Annotated in this window: 14 protein-coding genes and 1 riboswitch; of the genes, 7 read left to right on the forward strand and 7 right to left on the reverse strand. The window is 37.2% G+C overall.

Annotated elements, in window-relative coordinates:
• The first annotated feature begins 43 nt into the window (after positions 1–43).
• A complete protein-coding gene (locus NYQ66_RS06615; RefSeq protein ID WP_259868131.1) occupies positions 44–580 on the forward strand; it encodes an RNA polymerase sigma factor in 537 nt (178 codons plus the stop codon).
• Entirely contained in the window at positions 573–1,376 is an 804-nt protein-coding gene (locus NYQ66_RS06620; protein ID WP_259868132.1) for a hypothetical protein, read from the forward strand. The genes NYQ66_RS06615 and NYQ66_RS06620 overlap by 8 nt, the downstream gene beginning before the upstream one ends.
• Positions 1,377–1,623: 247 nt before the next feature.
• Here the strand turns inward: NYQ66_RS06620 and galT are convergent, their stop codons facing one another.
• The 5 genes from galT to NYQ66_RS06645 form a co-directional block, all read right to left on the reverse strand.
• The gene (gene galT, locus NYQ66_RS06625) at positions 1,624–3,114 is read right to left on the reverse strand and encodes a UDP-glucose--hexose-1-phosphate uridylyltransferase (RefSeq protein WP_259868133.1); all 1,491 of its coding nucleotides are present in this window, start codon (positions 3,112–3,114) and stop codon (positions 1,624–1,626) included.
• The gene (gene galE / locus NYQ66_RS06630) at positions 3,115–4,113 is read right to left on the reverse strand and encodes a UDP-glucose 4-epimerase GalE (protein ID WP_259868135.1); all 999 of its coding nucleotides are present in this window, start codon (positions 4,111–4,113) and stop codon (positions 3,115–3,117) included.
• Positions 4,114–5,298 carry a galactokinase gene (locus tag NYQ66_RS06635; RefSeq protein ID WP_259868136.1) on the reverse strand — a complete coding sequence of 395 codons (1,185 nt, stop codon included), beginning with the start codon at positions 5,296–5,298 and terminating at the stop codon, positions 4,114–4,116.
• Between the two features lie 234 nt (positions 5,299–5,532).
• Complete coding sequence (locus tag NYQ66_RS06640) at positions 5,533–5,850, reverse strand: DMT family transporter (protein WP_259868137.1); 318 nt, start codon at positions 5,848–5,850, stop codon at positions 5,533–5,535.
• Complete coding sequence (locus tag NYQ66_RS06645; RefSeq protein ID WP_259868139.1) at positions 5,850–6,197, reverse strand: DMT family transporter; 348 nt, start codon at positions 6,195–6,197, stop codon at positions 5,850–5,852. The genes NYQ66_RS06640 and NYQ66_RS06645 overlap by 1 nt, the downstream gene beginning before the upstream one ends.
• A gap of 60 nt (positions 6,198–6,257) precedes the next feature.
• A riboswitch (guanidine-I (ykkC/yxkD leader) is annotated at positions 6,258–6,355 on the reverse strand.
• Positions 6,356–6,974: 619 nt separating this feature from the next.
• Here NYQ66_RS06645 and NYQ66_RS06650 point away from each other — a divergent pair.
• Positions 6,975–7,799, forward strand: coding sequence for an undecaprenyl-diphosphate phosphatase (locus tag NYQ66_RS06650; protein ID WP_259868141.1), 825 nt, complete (start codon positions 6,975–6,977; stop codon positions 7,797–7,799).
• Between the two features lie 62 nt (positions 7,800–7,861).
• On the opposite strand, the gene NYQ66_RS06655 is transcribed toward NYQ66_RS06650, so the two are convergent.
• Complete coding sequence (locus NYQ66_RS06655; RefSeq protein WP_259868146.1) at positions 7,862–8,734, reverse strand: DMT family transporter; 873 nt, start codon at positions 8,732–8,734, stop codon at positions 7,862–7,864.
• Between the two features lie 109 nt (positions 8,735–8,843).
• On the opposite strand from NYQ66_RS06655, the gene NYQ66_RS06660 reads away from it, so the two are divergent.
• Together NYQ66_RS06660 and NYQ66_RS06665 are read left to right on the forward strand one after the other, a co-directional pair.
• A complete protein-coding gene (locus tag NYQ66_RS06660; RefSeq protein WP_259868148.1) occupies positions 8,844–10,598 on the forward strand; it encodes an ABC transporter substrate-binding protein in 1,755 nt (584 codons plus the stop codon).
• A gap of 48 nt (positions 10,599–10,646) precedes the next feature.
• On the forward strand, positions 10,647–11,558 hold the full coding sequence (locus tag NYQ66_RS06665) for an aminoglycoside phosphotransferase family protein (RefSeq protein WP_259868149.1): 912 nt from the start codon (positions 10,647–10,649) through the stop codon (positions 11,556–11,558).
• A gap of 61 nt (positions 11,559–11,619) precedes the next feature.
• Here NYQ66_RS06665 and NYQ66_RS06670 read toward each other — a convergent pair whose 3' ends face one another.
• Positions 11,620–12,618 (reverse strand): DUF3231 family protein, encoded by a 999-nt coding sequence (locus NYQ66_RS06670; RefSeq protein ID WP_259868151.1) that lies wholly within the window; start codon positions 12,616–12,618, stop codon positions 11,620–11,622.
• A gap of 334 nt (positions 12,619–12,952) precedes the next feature.
• Between NYQ66_RS06670 and NYQ66_RS06675 the strand changes: the two genes are divergently transcribed.
• Entirely contained in the window at positions 12,953–14,224 is a 1,272-nt protein-coding gene (locus NYQ66_RS06675) for an MDR family MFS transporter (RefSeq protein WP_259868152.1), read from the forward strand.
• A gap of 129 nt (positions 14,225–14,353) precedes the next feature.
• On the forward strand, positions 14,354–15,352 hold the full coding sequence (locus NYQ66_RS06680) for a DUF3231 family protein (RefSeq protein WP_259868155.1): 999 nt from the start codon (positions 14,354–14,356) through the stop codon (positions 15,350–15,352).
• The last annotated feature ends 21 nt before the right edge of the window (positions 15,353–15,373 follow it).

Here is a 15,373-nt window from a genome sequence, read left to right on the forward strand (position 1 = left end):
TTTTGCTTCTCACAAACGTGTTTGGAATGAAGGAGGAATGAGTATGAGGCGATCCTTGTTACAAGATAGTAAGCATGTTGATGATGATAAACCAGAGCGAGTGGAAAACAAGATCATAGATGTATATGAACGACATATCGACACGGTTTATAGAATCTGTTTTTCCATGACAGGGAACAGGCAAGATGCAGAAGATATTGCGCAAACGGTGTTTATTACGTTGATGGAGAGCAAGCAACGATTCATGAGTGCGGAGCATGAGAAAGCATGGCTTATTGTAACCGCTAAAAACAAATGTATTGATCTGCACCGGAAATGGTGGAAAAAGAAAGTGGTTCAATTTGATTCGAGTGAAATGGAATGGTTTGGTGCAAATACGATCCAGCATAGCGAGATAGAGGACACCCTCCGAAAGTTACCCTCCACGCACCGATTGCTTTTGTATTTACATTACTACGAAGGGTATAAATTAAAGGAAATTGCCACCATGTTGAACATAAACCTAAATACGGTCAAAACAAAAATGAGAAGTGCTAAAAAACGATTGAGGCTTGAGATAGGAGATGATTTTCATGGATAAAGAGCAATTAAATCATTATTTTGAAAAAATGTCACCTACAGAATCCCAAAAGGAACGGATGAAAGAAGCGGTCTTGTCTCATGGAGAGAAGAAAGGTGTTCGATCCAATCACGTTAAGAGAAGTCGGTTCCCTTGGTTGGCACATGTTGCTGCTGGTGTAGTACTTGCATTGATTATTGTTGGAAACCTCCCTTTCATCGTAAACACTAGTGCTGGAATCATGAACTGGTTTCAAGACCATATCGTGAATGAAATTAAGGAACTGGATGAACTAGATAAACAAGATTTTGAAAAAGATGATTTAATTCATAGTGAATTTTCAATAGAGAAGCATGAAAAATATAAAGAGAGGTTTCAGATTCAAGGTCTATCTGAAGAAAGAGCAACAGAAGAAGCTTTTCATAGCCAGTTAAATGAACTAGCAATGATCAATAGAGCAATGGACGTAGGAATTCAATTCTCAAGTGAGGAAGCGTTGCAGAAGGCTCAAGAAGTAAAAGAGGACCATGAAAAGTGGCTAGCGGATGAAGACAAAGGTGAAAATGTTTTAGATGAAGAAACATTGAACAGCAATAAAAATGAGCTCGAAGCAATGTCAGGTGATCCGTTTTGGGATGAATATTATAGACTTTATGCTAATGCATACAATGCAATGTTTGAAAAACTAGTAGAGTATGAACGAATTGAAAACCCAACGAAAGATTGGAATGAGCGGAATATGGAAATCCTTATCGATTTTATGTCCGATGAAGCAGAGCAGATCAATGAATTTAAAAGAGAAATTGGGATGGAGTAGCATTACATCCTCTGAAACATGTAGTTCAATTACGATTACAGTCACTTCTATTATGAGAGTGGCTGTTTTTTGTTTTCACTTCAAGCCAATCAATCAGCTATAAAAAGACGAAGTTCGACTCCTTCATAACAAAAAAGGAACTTAGCATTTAATCCAAGTTCCTTTTTCTATGATAATGTGAAAGATTTGTAGTGACATCACTGGAAATAATACACTTTATTTTAAGTGTACATCAAAATACTCAACTCTAGTTATTTAAGGATCCAATAAATCTCTTAAAAGCACTTCTCCCACTTTCATCTGTTTTAAAAACCCCTGCATCTTCTAACACTCTTGCAAACTTTTTGCCCAATGCGTTCTGTACAATTTGATTGACATTACTAGCGTTTAGAGATTTGTAAGTTGTATGAATTTCTTCAACCCAAGCTTTGTGATAATCACGCACAGCAGTTTTTCCATCAAGTAAATGAAGCTTAATTTCATCCAATTCTTCTTTCAAACGTGGAGGTAGTACGGCAAGCCCCATCACCTCAATCAAGCCTATATTTTCTTTCTTAATATGATGTACATCTGCATGTGGATGAAAGATTCCTAATGGGTGCTCATCTGTCGTCCTGTTATTTCTTAGGACTAGGTCGAGTTCGTATAAACCATCATGAACTCTAGCGATAGGTGTAATCGTATTGTGCGGTGTTTCACCGGTATAAGCATAAACTTCAGCTTCAGGATCACTATACACTTTCCATCGCTCTAAGATATGGGTAGCAGCATCAACAAGAGAATTTCGATCACCGCTATTTAATCGAATCACAGACATTGGCCATTTAACAACGGATGCATTCACATCAGAAAATAAATCGAATGCAAATTCACTTGGTGCATTAGCCATAGCAAACATATAGTTACCAGCTTGATAGTGGTCATGGCTTAAGATACTTCCACCTACGATAGGTAAATCGGCGTTGGAACCGATAAAATAGTGTGGAAACTTCTCTATAAATGCAGTTAGTCTTTCAAAGGTTGCTCGACTAATCTTCATGTCCCGGTGTTCACCAGCAAAAACAATACTATGCTCGTTATAATAGACATAAGGAGAATATTGCAGATACCACCTCTCTCCTTCTAGTGGTACTTCGATAATCCGGTGATTGGACCTGGCGGGATGGCCAATTCGTCCAACATAGCCTTCATTTTCGGCACATAACAAACACTTAGGATAGTTAATTGTTTGTTTTAATGCTTTCTCTCTTTTTATTTGTTCTGGGTCTTTTTCAGGTTTTGACAGGTTGATCGTAATATCTAAATCTCCATAAGGAGTAGTCGTCTTAAACTGTATATTGTTGCTTATTCGCTTCATTTGAATGTAATTGCTATTTTTGCTTAACTCATAAAAGTAATCGGTTGCAAGTTTTGGATCTTCATTATATAGATTGTAAAATGTTTTATTCACTTCAGATGGTTTAGATAGAAAGCAATTCATTATTTTAGCGCTAAATATCTCTTTTTCATCTAGGATGTTCTCAATCGTTCCATTTTTAACTGCATAATTCATTATCTCTTCCACTAAATCAGGAATGGTTACGTCCGTTGGTAGGTTGGAGTTTTCCTCATAATCCTTAAGCTGTAATAATCCTAATAGTTGATTTCTCGCGTAGATGGAATCATTAGGTTCGATCAGAGCTGCCTCCACACTTTTTTCAACTAACTGAGCAATGCTCACATAAATCGACTTTGACATTTATTTAGCACCCTCTCGGTAACCGGTTGGGTTATGTTGATGCCAATTCCAAGCATCTTCTATAATTTTCGTAATCGAGGTCTTTTGAGGTTGCCAACCTAAAACTTCCTTTGCTTTGCCGGAGGAAGCAATCAACACACTTGGGTCACCAGCGCGTCTTTCCCCAATTTTTGCAGGGATATCTTTTTTCGTTACCTCGCGAGCCGTATCAATGATTTGTTTAACAGAGAAACCTTGGCTACTACCTAGGTTGAAAATAGTACTTGATCCACCATTTTTTAAATAATCTAGTGCTAACAAGTGAGCATCAATAAGGTCTTCGACATGAATGTAATCCCGAATACATGTGCCATCATCTGTATTGTAATCTTCTCCATAAATAGTAATATGCTCACGTTGACCTAATGCTACTTGCAACACAATTGGGATTAGATGTGATTCTGGCTCGTGATCTTCCCCAATTTCTCCGGTTTCCCGAGCCCCAGCGACATTGAAGTAGCGAAGGGATACATAGTTGATCCCATGTGCAGACTCGCACCATTTCATCAGTTTTTCCATGGTTAATTTTGTCTCTCCATATGCATTCGTCGGCGCAGTAGGAGAGGTTTCTATAATTGGTATCACCTCTGGTTCGCCGTATGTTGCAGCAGTAGAAGAGAAGACAATGTTGGACACATTAAATTCTGTCATTGCCTGTAATAACACTTGTGTTCCGTACACGTTGTTATTAAAGTATTTAATAGGATTCTCCATCGATTCTCCAACCAAAGAGTTAGCCGCAAAATGAAGAACAGCATCGATGTCTTCATGTGCAAAAACTTCTCTTAGAAAATCAATATCTCGTATATCCCCGTGGTAGAAAGTAGCTTCTGGATGGACAGCACGTTGATGTCCTGTCTCCAGGTTATCAATCACAACGACATCTCTCCCATGGTCGATCAATTGATAAACAGCGTGTGACCCAATGTAACCTGCCCCACCTAAGACTAGTATGCTCATTTAAAACACTCCTTCACTTGTCATTTCTTTTGCTCCAGCGCCAATTGTTGCTATGTAAAAAGTCGGGTAATAGCCTATTTTTTCATAATATGATTGCTTAATATTTTGTTGAAATCCGACAAGATGATCTTGATGCACAATAGCAAGCGCACAACCACCGAATCCCGCTCCAGTCATTCTAGCACCTAACACACCCTCTTGCTTCCAGGCTGCCTCCACAATCGTATCCAGTTCCACGCCGGTCACTTCATAATCATGCTGAAGCGAGAGGTGCGAGTGATTCATTAGTTGTCCAAAGCTTCGAAGATCATGTTGTTTTAACTTATCAAATGCTTCTAGGGTTCGGTGGTTTTCATAAACGGCATGCTTTGCTCGTTTCTGGTTAACTGCATTTTGTATCAGATGTTTGTTCTTTTCAAAGGCTTCTGGGGTTAAGTCACCTAAACTATTGATCGAGAGCTCTGTTTGCAAATCAAGTAATGCTTGCTCACATTGCTTTCTACGTTCATTGTATTTAGATTCGGCTAATTCTCTGCGTTTGTTGGTGTTGATAATCATAATAACGTGATTTTGTAAGTCTAGAGGAGCGTATTGGTGTGCAAGTGTTTGGCAATCTAGCAATATAGCATGGTCTTCCTTTGCTTTCCCAATTGCAAATTGGTCCATAATACCAGTGTTTACACCGATGTAGTTGTTTTCAACTAGCTGGCCGATCTGGATCATGCGTATTCTATCTACATTTAGATGGTAGAGTTTTTCTAACATGACGCCAGTGACGAGTTCGATAGAAGCGGACGAGGACAAACCAGCTCCATTCGGGATATTTCCATAGATTAATAAATCAAATCCAGTAGACAGAGTATAGCCTTCTTTTTGAAAATATTGAAGCATTCCCTTAGGAAAGTTAGCCCAATGATGAGCTTTATTATAATCTAGATTTGATAACTCGCATTCTACGATACCGATGTCCTTAAAATTAATAGAGTAGAATCGAATCTTGTTATCGGATCTTCTTGCGGCTACTGCATATGTGCCAAAGGAAATAGCAGCAGGGAAGACATGACCACCATTATAATCAGTATGTTCACCAATCAGGTTAATACGCCCCGGAGCGAAGAATGCTCTCGGAGTTTGATCCGTATTAAAAATAGATTGGAATGTCTCTGTTAAGTCATGAAGCTTCACTAGAAATCCCTCCTTGTTTAAAGCTTAATTATGTTAATTTTAAAGTTAATCATACTCTAAATCAATGGAATTACAATATTGTTTGGTTTGGAATAAGGGATCCATTGTCCCACCCCCCTAATCTGAACAATCGGTGGAAAAAGAAAAATAATAACGAGTGAAATCGAAGCATAAATAAATGGGAAATATCTTTTTTGAATGTCATCCATAACGAGTGATTTAGTGAATTCGCTGTTATGAGGAAATCAATTTTAATCCGATCACTGCGCTGATGATAATAGCGATACATGTGATTCGTTTCCAGTCTTTTGACTCTCCGTAAAAAATCATTCCAACAACGGCGCCCCCCGTAGCTCCGATTCCGGTCCAAATGGCATATGCAGTTCCCATGGGTAAGGTGGATAATGCAAAAGTAAGGAAGAGAAAACTTGATCCGAATCCGAGTATTAAAAGGGATAGGGATTGCCAGTTTCTTTTTTTGTTGAATTCATTAATCATGATCACACCAATCGTTTCACAAAGCCCAGCTACAATCAAAGAAATCCAAGCCATCAAGAAACAGCTCCTTTCTCTACCTGATCATCTTCCTTCGTCAGTATCTTTAGGCCAATTACACCAAATAATAAAAGGAGTATTAGCGCAATTTTTACCAAGTCAAAAGACTCGTTAAAAATTACTATTTCTGAAAGTACTGTTCCGGCTGTTCCTAATCCAACAAAAACAATGTACATCGTTCCAACAGGTAGGCTTTTTCCTGCCAAAATTAAAAAGTAGAAGCTTATGGTAATCGCAATGATCGTTCCAATCCAATCTAGAAATCCATCGGAATGCTTCAAACCGATCACCCATAACACTTCAAAGAAAGCTCCAACGAAAACTTTCATCCAATGCTTGTTCATAATCTAAGGCCCTCCTATGTTTTGCTCATGAAAAAAACCTGAGAGATACTGATAATCAGTTTCTCCCAGGCTTTTGTCCCTCCGTGTACACATATGAGATGTGCGTTTTCTCTCGGACCAGACCAGGCGAATGCTGCGGAACCCTAGAAAACCATAAACGTATGTGTTTGTAGTTCATATTATTTCAATTTGGAAATGCAAAGTCAAGCGATCGAAATGGAAGGGGGAGAATAAGCAGAAGTAGTTTATAGTAAAGTGTATTTATTACATTATTATTATGTAGGAAAGAATGGAAGCATGGTTTGCGCTTGTAAGCTAGTGAGGTAGTGTGGAGTTTAGTTATGATACATGAAGAATGTGCGTATTGGATAAAAAAAACTTCTAATTGATCGCTTGCAACCAGATTTTATACTATTATTTGGGTCGTATGCTAAGGGAACAGTTCGTATATTTTGGCAAAAGCATTGATGAATATGGTAGGATTTCGTAATATTGCCGTGATGACTACCAATCTATTGAGTTGGCTATTTTGCGAGCAATTGTGGAGAAGTATCTGAATGACTTCAGAGCATTTGCAAAGATAATTTTACATGTAGATAACGATTGAGTAGAGAAATACAATTTTCCTCTACTTTTTTGTTACGCAGAAAAAATGAGTTATTAATCTTCAAAGCTCTTATCGTCAACATGGATAAAAAAATCTTATTGACTAGACTTCCAGAATTGATTACATTTATCTAGATAATCAAGATTATAAAACTGAATAGAGGAAGCAAAATGGACATCATGCTGTTATTAAAAGCAGTTATATTAGGGTTGGTTGAGGGTTTAACTGAATTTGCACCTGTGTCTTCTACAGGACATATGATTATTGTTGACGACATGTGGTTAAAATCTGAGGAATTTCTGACAAAGTATGTGGCCAACACGTTTAAAGTTGTGATTCAATTAGGTTCGATCTTAGCCGTTATCATTATTTTTAGGCAGCGTTTTATTGATATGTTATTGGTTGGGAAGCAAAAAAAAGACAAACCTAGGCTAAAGCTTACACAAGTGATTGTCGGCTTGATTCCAGCTGGAGTGCTAGGTGTTTTATTTGAAGATTACATCGATGAACATTTATTTTCGATTGAGACTGTGCTAATTGGCTTAGTAGTAGGCGCAATCTTAATGATTTTTGCTGACTATGTAAGTAAAAAGAATAAAGGGATTAAGGTAGAAACAGTTGACCAGATTAGCTATAAACAAGCGCTAACAATTGGATTTATTCAGTGTTTATCCCTATGGCCAGGTTTCTCTAGATCAGGCTCGACGATTTCTGGTGGTGTAATACTCGGGATGAGTCACCGTGCTGCGGCTGATTTTACTTTCATCATGGCCGTACCAATTATGCTTGGAGCGAGTTTCTTGTCATTGATTAAAAACCTTGAATACTTTTCAATCGACATGATGCCATTTTTTATTGTCGGATTTATAAGTGCATTTATTTTTGCGTTAATATCCATTCAATTCTTCCTCAAACTGATCAATAAAATAAAGCTAGTACCATTTGCAATCTACCGAATTATACTAGTGATCGTCATTTGTCTAGTATATTTCTAAAAAAATGCAGGGGGACGGTTCTCCCGTTTCCAAAAATGGAAACGGGAGAACCGTCCCCCTGTTTACGTTTGTTTTTTATCTGCGATAGTGAGGAGGAGTATGGATAATATTAATAGAATTGCTCCTGTCGTATTTTTTATAGTTAGGTCAATTGGAAAGAATGGAAAGGAAATAATGGCAAGTAAAATTGGGCTAAACGCTCGTGTTACATTAGCGATCGAAAAACGTAAATACTTAAGTGCTTCATATAACAATAGAGTACCGAGAAATCCACCTAAAAGTGTTGATCCCACTAAATAGCTAATCCCATCAAACGAATAGTTACTGTGAAATAAACTACCTGTAATAAGAGTATATCCAATAATGAAAAGGAGAGAGATGCAATTATTTGTAAACATAATCGAATTAGCGCTTTTGTCATCGGATAACGTTTTTTTTATCAAAATATTCGTCAATGCAAAAAAGAAGGTATATAAAAGAGCGAAAAGACTTCCTAACCATTTTTCAGCAAAGTCCCCACCTGGCTCTACAAATAAGAACACTCCCACTAACGCAAATAGAATAAACAGAATTTCTCTTCTTGAAAGCTTCTCGTTCAGGATGACCATAGATAGAATCACTGCAAAGACGGTATAAAATCTACCGATGAAACCAATTTCCACAGGTGAAAGCATATTGATACTTTCAAATAAAAAGATTACCCCCAATGAATTAAAGACAGCTAACAGAATGATATTTATATCGAAATAAAACTCAACGCCTTTTCGGGTGATTATGCCTAATACATAACATCCGATTATAATCGTTAGCACATTGATTAGGGCAGCTTGAGAAGGTGGGATTTTTAGCAGTCCAAACTTTGATAATAGCGGGCTAATCGCTAACAAGATAATAGATAAAGTATTGAATAGATGTCCTTTGTGTAGATTAGTCATATGATCGCCCCTCCTTATTTACTAACACACTTGATTATACTTGTTAAAAGGTGAGGGAAAAGTGTAAATTAGTACTAGTTATTTCACCTTTTAATAGTGGAGGGAATCGATGAGGTTAATAGAGTATTACGTTAGGTTACTTTTAACTTTTCCAGAAATGCAGGTACATGTTCAAACGAATGTGACTAGAACAACACTAAGTAGAGAATTGGATTGTACAGAAAGAAACGTCATTTATATTTTAAATAAACTGGAAGACAAAAACTGGATAAAGGTGAAAAGAGGGAAAGGAAGAGGCCATACAACGGCCATCACCTTTTTGAAGACGATTGAAGAAATGTTTGCAATCTATGAAAAGCAAAGTCCAAGAACCGAGGATATTGAAAGACTTGTAACTATTTTAGAAACGAAAAACACGGACCAACGTTTTATCCATTTGCTTATGCAAATGTTGTTTGGAGCGAGAACTCCTCAGGTAGAAGGGGGAGAGTACGAGTCTTTGAAAATACCATATTTTCGTTCAATTTATTCCTTGGATCCTGCTCAGGCAGAAAGACAAACAGAACGACACTTAGTAAGACAAATATTCAATACTCTCGTAACTTACAATGAAAAGAGCAAGGAAATAGAAGCCAGTCTCTCTCATTATTGGGAGGTGGATGATGATGGAAAGCAATTTACTTTTCACCTAAGAAAAGGGATTATGTTTCATCATTCCAAACGCCTGGAGGCAAAAGATGTCCAATTCACTTTCGAGCGATTGAAAGTGACTTCTGCCAACTGGATCGTCCAAGACTTAGATTCCATTACCTGTATGGGGAAGCATAGGATTCAATTCACATTCCGTAAACCTTCTTATCATTGGATATCTCTTCTTACATCATCGAAATGTTCCATTGTACCTTTTGCGTATGGAAACAAGCCAAAAGATGCGTTCGCAAAAAGACCTATTGGTACAGGACCGTATAAAATAAAAGAACATGAAACAAACTTTATGAAATTATCCGTTCATCAAGATTACTTTCAGGAACGTGCACATATGGACGAGATTGATCTTTTTATTCTGCCTTCGTTGGAAAAATATCTACATGCCTCGGATATCGTGGAGGAATCGAATCTTTATATTCCTTTCACTACGAGTAGTCATATAGGAGATAGATTTAACTATGTGGAAAGAACTCGGCTATCTGTGAAATATTTAATGTGGAATATTAAGAAAGAGAGGATTCGAACGAATGAAGCATTAAGAAGAACACTATCTATGATCGTAGACAAGGAGAGAATGGTGAATGAACTCGGTTATCCAAGGTATCAACCAGCTAGTTCTTTTATGAAAAATTCTCCTCCTGACCAATATCTCGATCGGGATGTAGTTCGAGAAGAAATCAATGATCCATTACTTGTGATCACGTATGACCTTGAACCACATAAAAAGGATGTAGACTGGATAAAGAAAACATGTGAGTATCATGGAATACCTTTAAAGATAAAGATTCTTCCGTATGCTGATTTTTGGAATGACATTGAACGTGCTGACTTAGTGCTTTTTGAGTATGTAACCGAAGAATCAGAAGAGGTTTCGCTTTTCCATTTATTTAGAACTGGGACAGGTTTGATCAATAACCTATTAGATTCAGATCGGAAAGCAAATCTTCAACAAATTATACAAACAGCGTATCTGCAAGAAGAAGAACAAGAAAGATTGAAAGTATTAGAAAAAGCAGACCAGCTATTATGTGGACAAGCTTTTACAATTCCCTTGTACTGGACTTTTCAAAAAGCGCTCTATCATAAAAACATAATTGGCACGACACTAAATACCTTAGGATTAGTTCCATTCAAGAATCTATTCTATAAAAAATGAAGCATGGAAACGAAAGAACCGTCCCCATGTTTATAAGGAGGTAAGCAGTTGATTAATTTACATATTCCGGAATCTTTCAAAACGAAAATTGTAGGTGCTTTTGGTGAGAATGGGAAGCAATGGTTAGAAACTCTAGAGGAGACAGTCAAAATGTATGCCGGTCAGTGGCATCTCCAGATCGATGGGCCAGTGGATAATTTATCGTACAATTATGTTTTGAAAGCTGTTAATGATAAGGGTACTCCTGTTATTCTTAAGCTAGGTGTACCAGGTTTTGACTTTAAAAATGAAATTAAAACGGTTCTGGCTTATGGGGGAAATGGTTGTGCCAACGTTCTAGAATGGGACGCAGAGGGTGGAGGTATGCTTTTAGAGCAACTCATCCCAGGTCAAATGTTAGTCGGTGAGGAAGAAGGGCAGGCAATTCAACATTTTGTTACCGTTTGGCAAGCAATTCGTTGTCCAGTTCCAGACGGATTAGATTGTCCTAAGATTATGGATTGGGCTAAAGGGTTAGATCGATACCTAGAAGATCATCCGAATGATACAGGTCCAATTGACAAGGAGACTATTAAAAGAGCGCAAGGTTATTTTAAAGAGATCTTCGATACATCTGATGGATCAGAGCTTCTGCATGGGGATTTGCATCACCAAAATATATTGTATTCCGAGGAAAAAGGTTGGATGGCAATTGATCCGAAGGGAGTTGTAGGCGATCCATACTTTAGTTTTACAGCTTTCATGGTAAATGAAATACATAATAAGCCAAGTCCAAAGGAAAGGTTTATAGCAAGAGCAAATAGACTTATCGAAATGCTCGAACTAGATCGAGGTAGATTTTTAAAAGCTGGCGTAGCTATGGCAACCTTATCTGCTTGTTGGGGAATAGAAGACCATGACGAAGAATGGATTTACGCCTTTACATGTGCAGAGTGGTTTCAAGAACTATTGGACATGTAAAAAAGAGGGACGGACGTTCTCCTGTTTCCAGAAATGGCAACAGATCGAATCGCCCTTATACTTAAAATTCAACCTTTTCTTGTTGTGGTGGTTGCTCTAACCAACTATTTTTAATCATTAAAGTCTCTGCTTTTTTCCCAAGTTTCACTGTATCTTGAAGTACATCAGAGTAGAATCTTTTTAAATCGTTTCTTAACGATGTGGCAACAGATGTTGCATAATCTGAAACACCAGCTGATGTTAAAATGCTCATTTGATACATAACGAACTTGTCAGAAAATGGTGGTTGAGTGGAACTGTATATTTGTGTCTCAGATGGCATGGGAGCAGGTAATTGACTACTTGTTAACACTTTAGTAAGAGAGCTTATAATCTTTTCAGATAAATTACCTGCTTGCTCCATAAATTCTCTAACTTCTTTTTTGTCAGCAGTTTGTCCAAAAGCTTTTGTAATAGTATTTCCCACTACATTAGCCTCTAGGTTTCCGAAAACATGCGATATTTCCACTGCATTTAAAAACCGTTGATCCCCAAATAAATTATTACCACTTACATAATCTTTATTTTCAATAAAGTCTACCTTTTTCGAAGAATCTATAATCGGAGCTCGATTATAAATTCCTTTATCCAACAACACATTACTAATAAGTTCAAAAACATGCATAATCTCTCCAGTACCGACGCGAAAGTGATCCATAATGTCTTTGCGAGAGGACATCGTGTACATGAGACTATAACTTGAAGTCATCATTCTAGCTACATTTTTAAAATAGAGTAATGAAAACGAATCCGAAAATAGTCGTGGTGCATTCATATCTATATCTTGAATTCCAAATCCTACTGGTACTGGGATTTTTTCAACTTCTAGTAGATGTTTTGTTTTTTGTGTTTGGTGTTCCATGTTTTCAAGGGTTTTGGTTAAAGTATTACGAACCTCCATATCTTCTGCTATCGATATAGAATACTTTAAAATACAAGAACAATGCGTGAGGCTCATATATGATTGCCATATAGATGCTATTTCAGAGGCTGTTAGATTTACATTTTTTTGCGAACACATGCACATATCACTCCGATATTTCTATAATTTAGTTAGTATTTTTCCACATAAAAGCGATAATATACTTTTGTAAACGCAGGGACGGTTCTCCTGTTTCCATTTTTGGAAACAGGAGAACCGTCCCTGTGGTTACAAGATATGTCCCTATGTTCACGTTCTCCATCTTAGGTCTGAGTATTTTTCATTCCAGTGCCTGACGCAATTGTCTTTCCAACGGTATATGATTGTAGTCGTTGAATGAATTGGTTTGGGTAACATGTTTGATATTATGAACAGACATACACTGGTAACAGTTTGCTTGAACCCTCAAGAAATAGAGAAGGGGGAGTTACAAATGCGTTTTAAGGACTTTCATCCAAATATAAAATTAAGGATCATTTTTGGCTTTTTAAGTGAGATGATCGGAAGTATGATTTTTCCATTTATGGCTATTTATTTTGCCGTCCATTTCGGAGCAAAGTTAACAGGAATTCTATTGATTGTTAACATTCTTGTCGGGGCACTCGTAGGTTTTTATGGAGGCTATTTATCTGACAAGATGGGGCGTAAGAAACTGATGGTTGTCGCTGAGTTATTGCGTGTTGTCTCACTTGTTGTGATGACGCTGGCGAATTCTCCGTGGTTTGAGTCACCTGTTTTAACATTTGCTATGTTTCTAGTAGCAAGCATTTGTTGGGGAATTGAAGGACCTGCAACGGATGCCATGTTAATTGATGTGAGCAAGCCAAAGGAAAGAAAGTTAATGTACTCAATCATGTATTGGTCAGGTAATCTTTCTATTGCGATAGGTGGAGCAGTTGGCGCATTTTTATTTGAGGACTTTTTATTCGAACTCTTTATTGGTATGACTGTGATGTCGGTTATTATGGCTTTTGTATTAATCTTTTTTATCCAGGAGAGCTTCTTTCCTGAACAGAGTATGAAAGTAGATATGGCTAACGGGAAATTTCAGGTTTTTCAGGACATTTTTCAAAGTTATAAAACAGTAGCAAAGGATAAAGTATTTATACTTTTTGTTATTGCTGGTTTGTTTATTCAATCGCTTGAGTTTCAATTAACGAATTATATTGCGGTAAGGTTGCATGAACAAATGCCAGATCAAGATATATTCAGGTGGACGATTGACGGATTGCAAATGACTGGGATATTACGGACGGAAAATACGGTGCTTGTTGTCTTATTTGCTGCACTCGTAACAAAGCTAATTCAACAGTATAAGGATAAGCATGTGTTTTTAGTTTCCATTGTGTTATTTGCGGTTGGTTACACCGCGATTAGTTATTTTGATAACATTTGGATATTAGTTGGAGCAATGGTTGTTGCAACCATCGGCGAATTAATGCGTGTACCTGTACAACAAAGCTATCTTGCTGCAATTCCACCAGATGATAAAAGGAGTAGCTACATGGCGGTTAATGCATTTACGTATCAAGGCTCCATGATTCTTGCTTCGTTGTCTGTGACGTTAGGAGCATACCTATCTAAAGAAATGATGAGTGTCATGCTGTTGATTACTGGATTAATTGGATTCTTACTCATCAACAAAATAATTCCGAGCTTAGAATCACGTCTACGTAACCAACAGAAAGACGAAAAAGTAGCCTAAAATAGAAACAGAGGGACGGTTCTAGTGTTAACGTGTGCACAGAAGAACCGTCCCTCTGTTTCCAATGTTAGCATAAAAATTCTACAGTTAGATAAAATAAAGGAGGGAAATACTTAGAGGAGTGGTTAAATGGATAAGGCACAATTAACCTCCGTAGAGATTGCTAATCTTTGGACGCAATACTTGAATGATACAATGTCAATCTGTGTAATAACCCATCTTCTTGAACATTGTGAGGATAAAGAAACCATAAAAATTTTAGAAACTGCCCTTGATTTATCTAATTCCCATGTTAAGAAGATAGAGTTATTCTTAAAAAAGGAAAATTACCCTATTCCTGAAGGGTTTTCTAAAAATGATCTTGACCTTAAAGCACCACGATTATTCTCTGATAACCTAATATTAGCATACATGCAGGTTATGGCTTTACATGGAATGAATAGTTACTCATTATGTACAACCACCTCCATTCGAACCGACCAAAGAAGTTATTTTAGTACATGTCTTTCTAACACTTCAAAGTTATACGATTCGATTATTGGACTCATGTTGGATAAAGGAATTCTTAGTAAACCTCCGAATATCAATACACCAGACAAGGTTGAATATGTAGATAATCAACAATATTTAGCGGGATGGTTTGGTAAAAAAAGACCTCTCAATGCAATAGAGGTGAGTGGACTACACTACAATATTATTAAAACTGTTGTGAAGGTAGTATTAGAAATTGCTTTCAGTCAGGTAACTGAAATAAGTGAATTACGGGGTTATTATCAACGAGGAGCCAAATTGTGTAGAAAGCAAATTAAAGATATGGAAGAGATGCTAAGCAACAATAACCTTCCTGCACCAATGAATTGGGAGTCGGAAATCACAGAATCGACGACACCTCCTTTTTCGGAAAAATTGATGTTATTTCATGTAGTAACTTTAGTTTCTGTAGCTATTGGTTATTACGGGGCAGCATTCTCCGTTGCACAAAGACGAGATTTAGCTATGAAATATACGAAATTAATCGGAGAAATTGGGCTATATGTGGAAGATGGAGCAAATCTAATGATTAAACACGGTTGGCTAGAAAAACCACCAATGTTTAGTGATCGTCAGGCATTGGCAGAAAAAAAATAGCTGTAAACAGAGGGACGGTTC

The organism is Aquibacillus koreensis (assembly GCF_025154055.1).
Taxonomy (GTDB): Bacteria; Bacillota; Bacilli; order Bacillales; family Amphibacillaceae; genus Aquibacillus_C; species Aquibacillus_C koreensis.

Excerpts from the sequence above, each read along its gene's own strand:
- NYQ66_RS06615 (WP_259868131.1), top strand. The coding sequence starts at position 44 with ATGAGGCGATCCTTGTTACAAGATAGTAAGCATGTTGATGATGATAAA.
- NYQ66_RS06620 (WP_259868132.1), top strand. The coding sequence starts at position 573 with ATGGATAAAGAGCAATTAAATCATTATTTTGAAAAAATGTCACCTACA.
- galT (WP_259868133.1), bottom strand. The coding sequence starts at position 3,114 with ATGTCAAAGTCGATTTATGTGAGCATTGCTCAGTTAGTTGAAAAAAGT.
- galE (WP_259868135.1), bottom strand. The coding sequence starts at position 4,113 with ATGAGCATACTAGTCTTAGGTGGGGCAGGTTACATTGGGTCACACGCT.
- NYQ66_RS06640 (WP_259868137.1), bottom strand. The coding sequence starts at position 5,850 with ATGGCTTGGATTTCTTTGATTGTAGCTGGGCTTTGTGAAACGATTGGT.
- NYQ66_RS06645 (WP_259868139.1), bottom strand. The coding sequence starts at position 6,197 with ATGAACAAGCATTGGATGAAAGTTTTCGTTGGAGCTTTCTTTGAAGTG.
- NYQ66_RS06650 (WP_259868141.1), top strand. The coding sequence starts at position 6,975 with ATGGACATCATGCTGTTATTAAAAGCAGTTATATTAGGGTTGGTTGAG.
- NYQ66_RS06655 (WP_259868146.1), bottom strand. The coding sequence starts at position 8,734 with ATGACTAATCTACACAAAGGACATCTATTCAATACTTTATCTATTATC.
- NYQ66_RS06660 (WP_259868148.1), top strand. The coding sequence starts at position 8,844 with ATGAGGTTAATAGAGTATTACGTTAGGTTACTTTTAACTTTTCCAGAA.
- NYQ66_RS06670 (WP_259868151.1), bottom strand. The coding sequence starts at position 12,618 with ATGTGTTCGCAAAAAAATGTAAATCTAACAGCCTCTGAAATAGCATCT.
- NYQ66_RS06675 (WP_259868152.1), top strand. The coding sequence starts at position 12,953 with ATGCGTTTTAAGGACTTTCATCCAAATATAAAATTAAGGATCATTTTT.
- NYQ66_RS06680 (WP_259868155.1), top strand. The coding sequence starts at position 14,354 with ATGGATAAGGCACAATTAACCTCCGTAGAGATTGCTAATCTTTGGACG.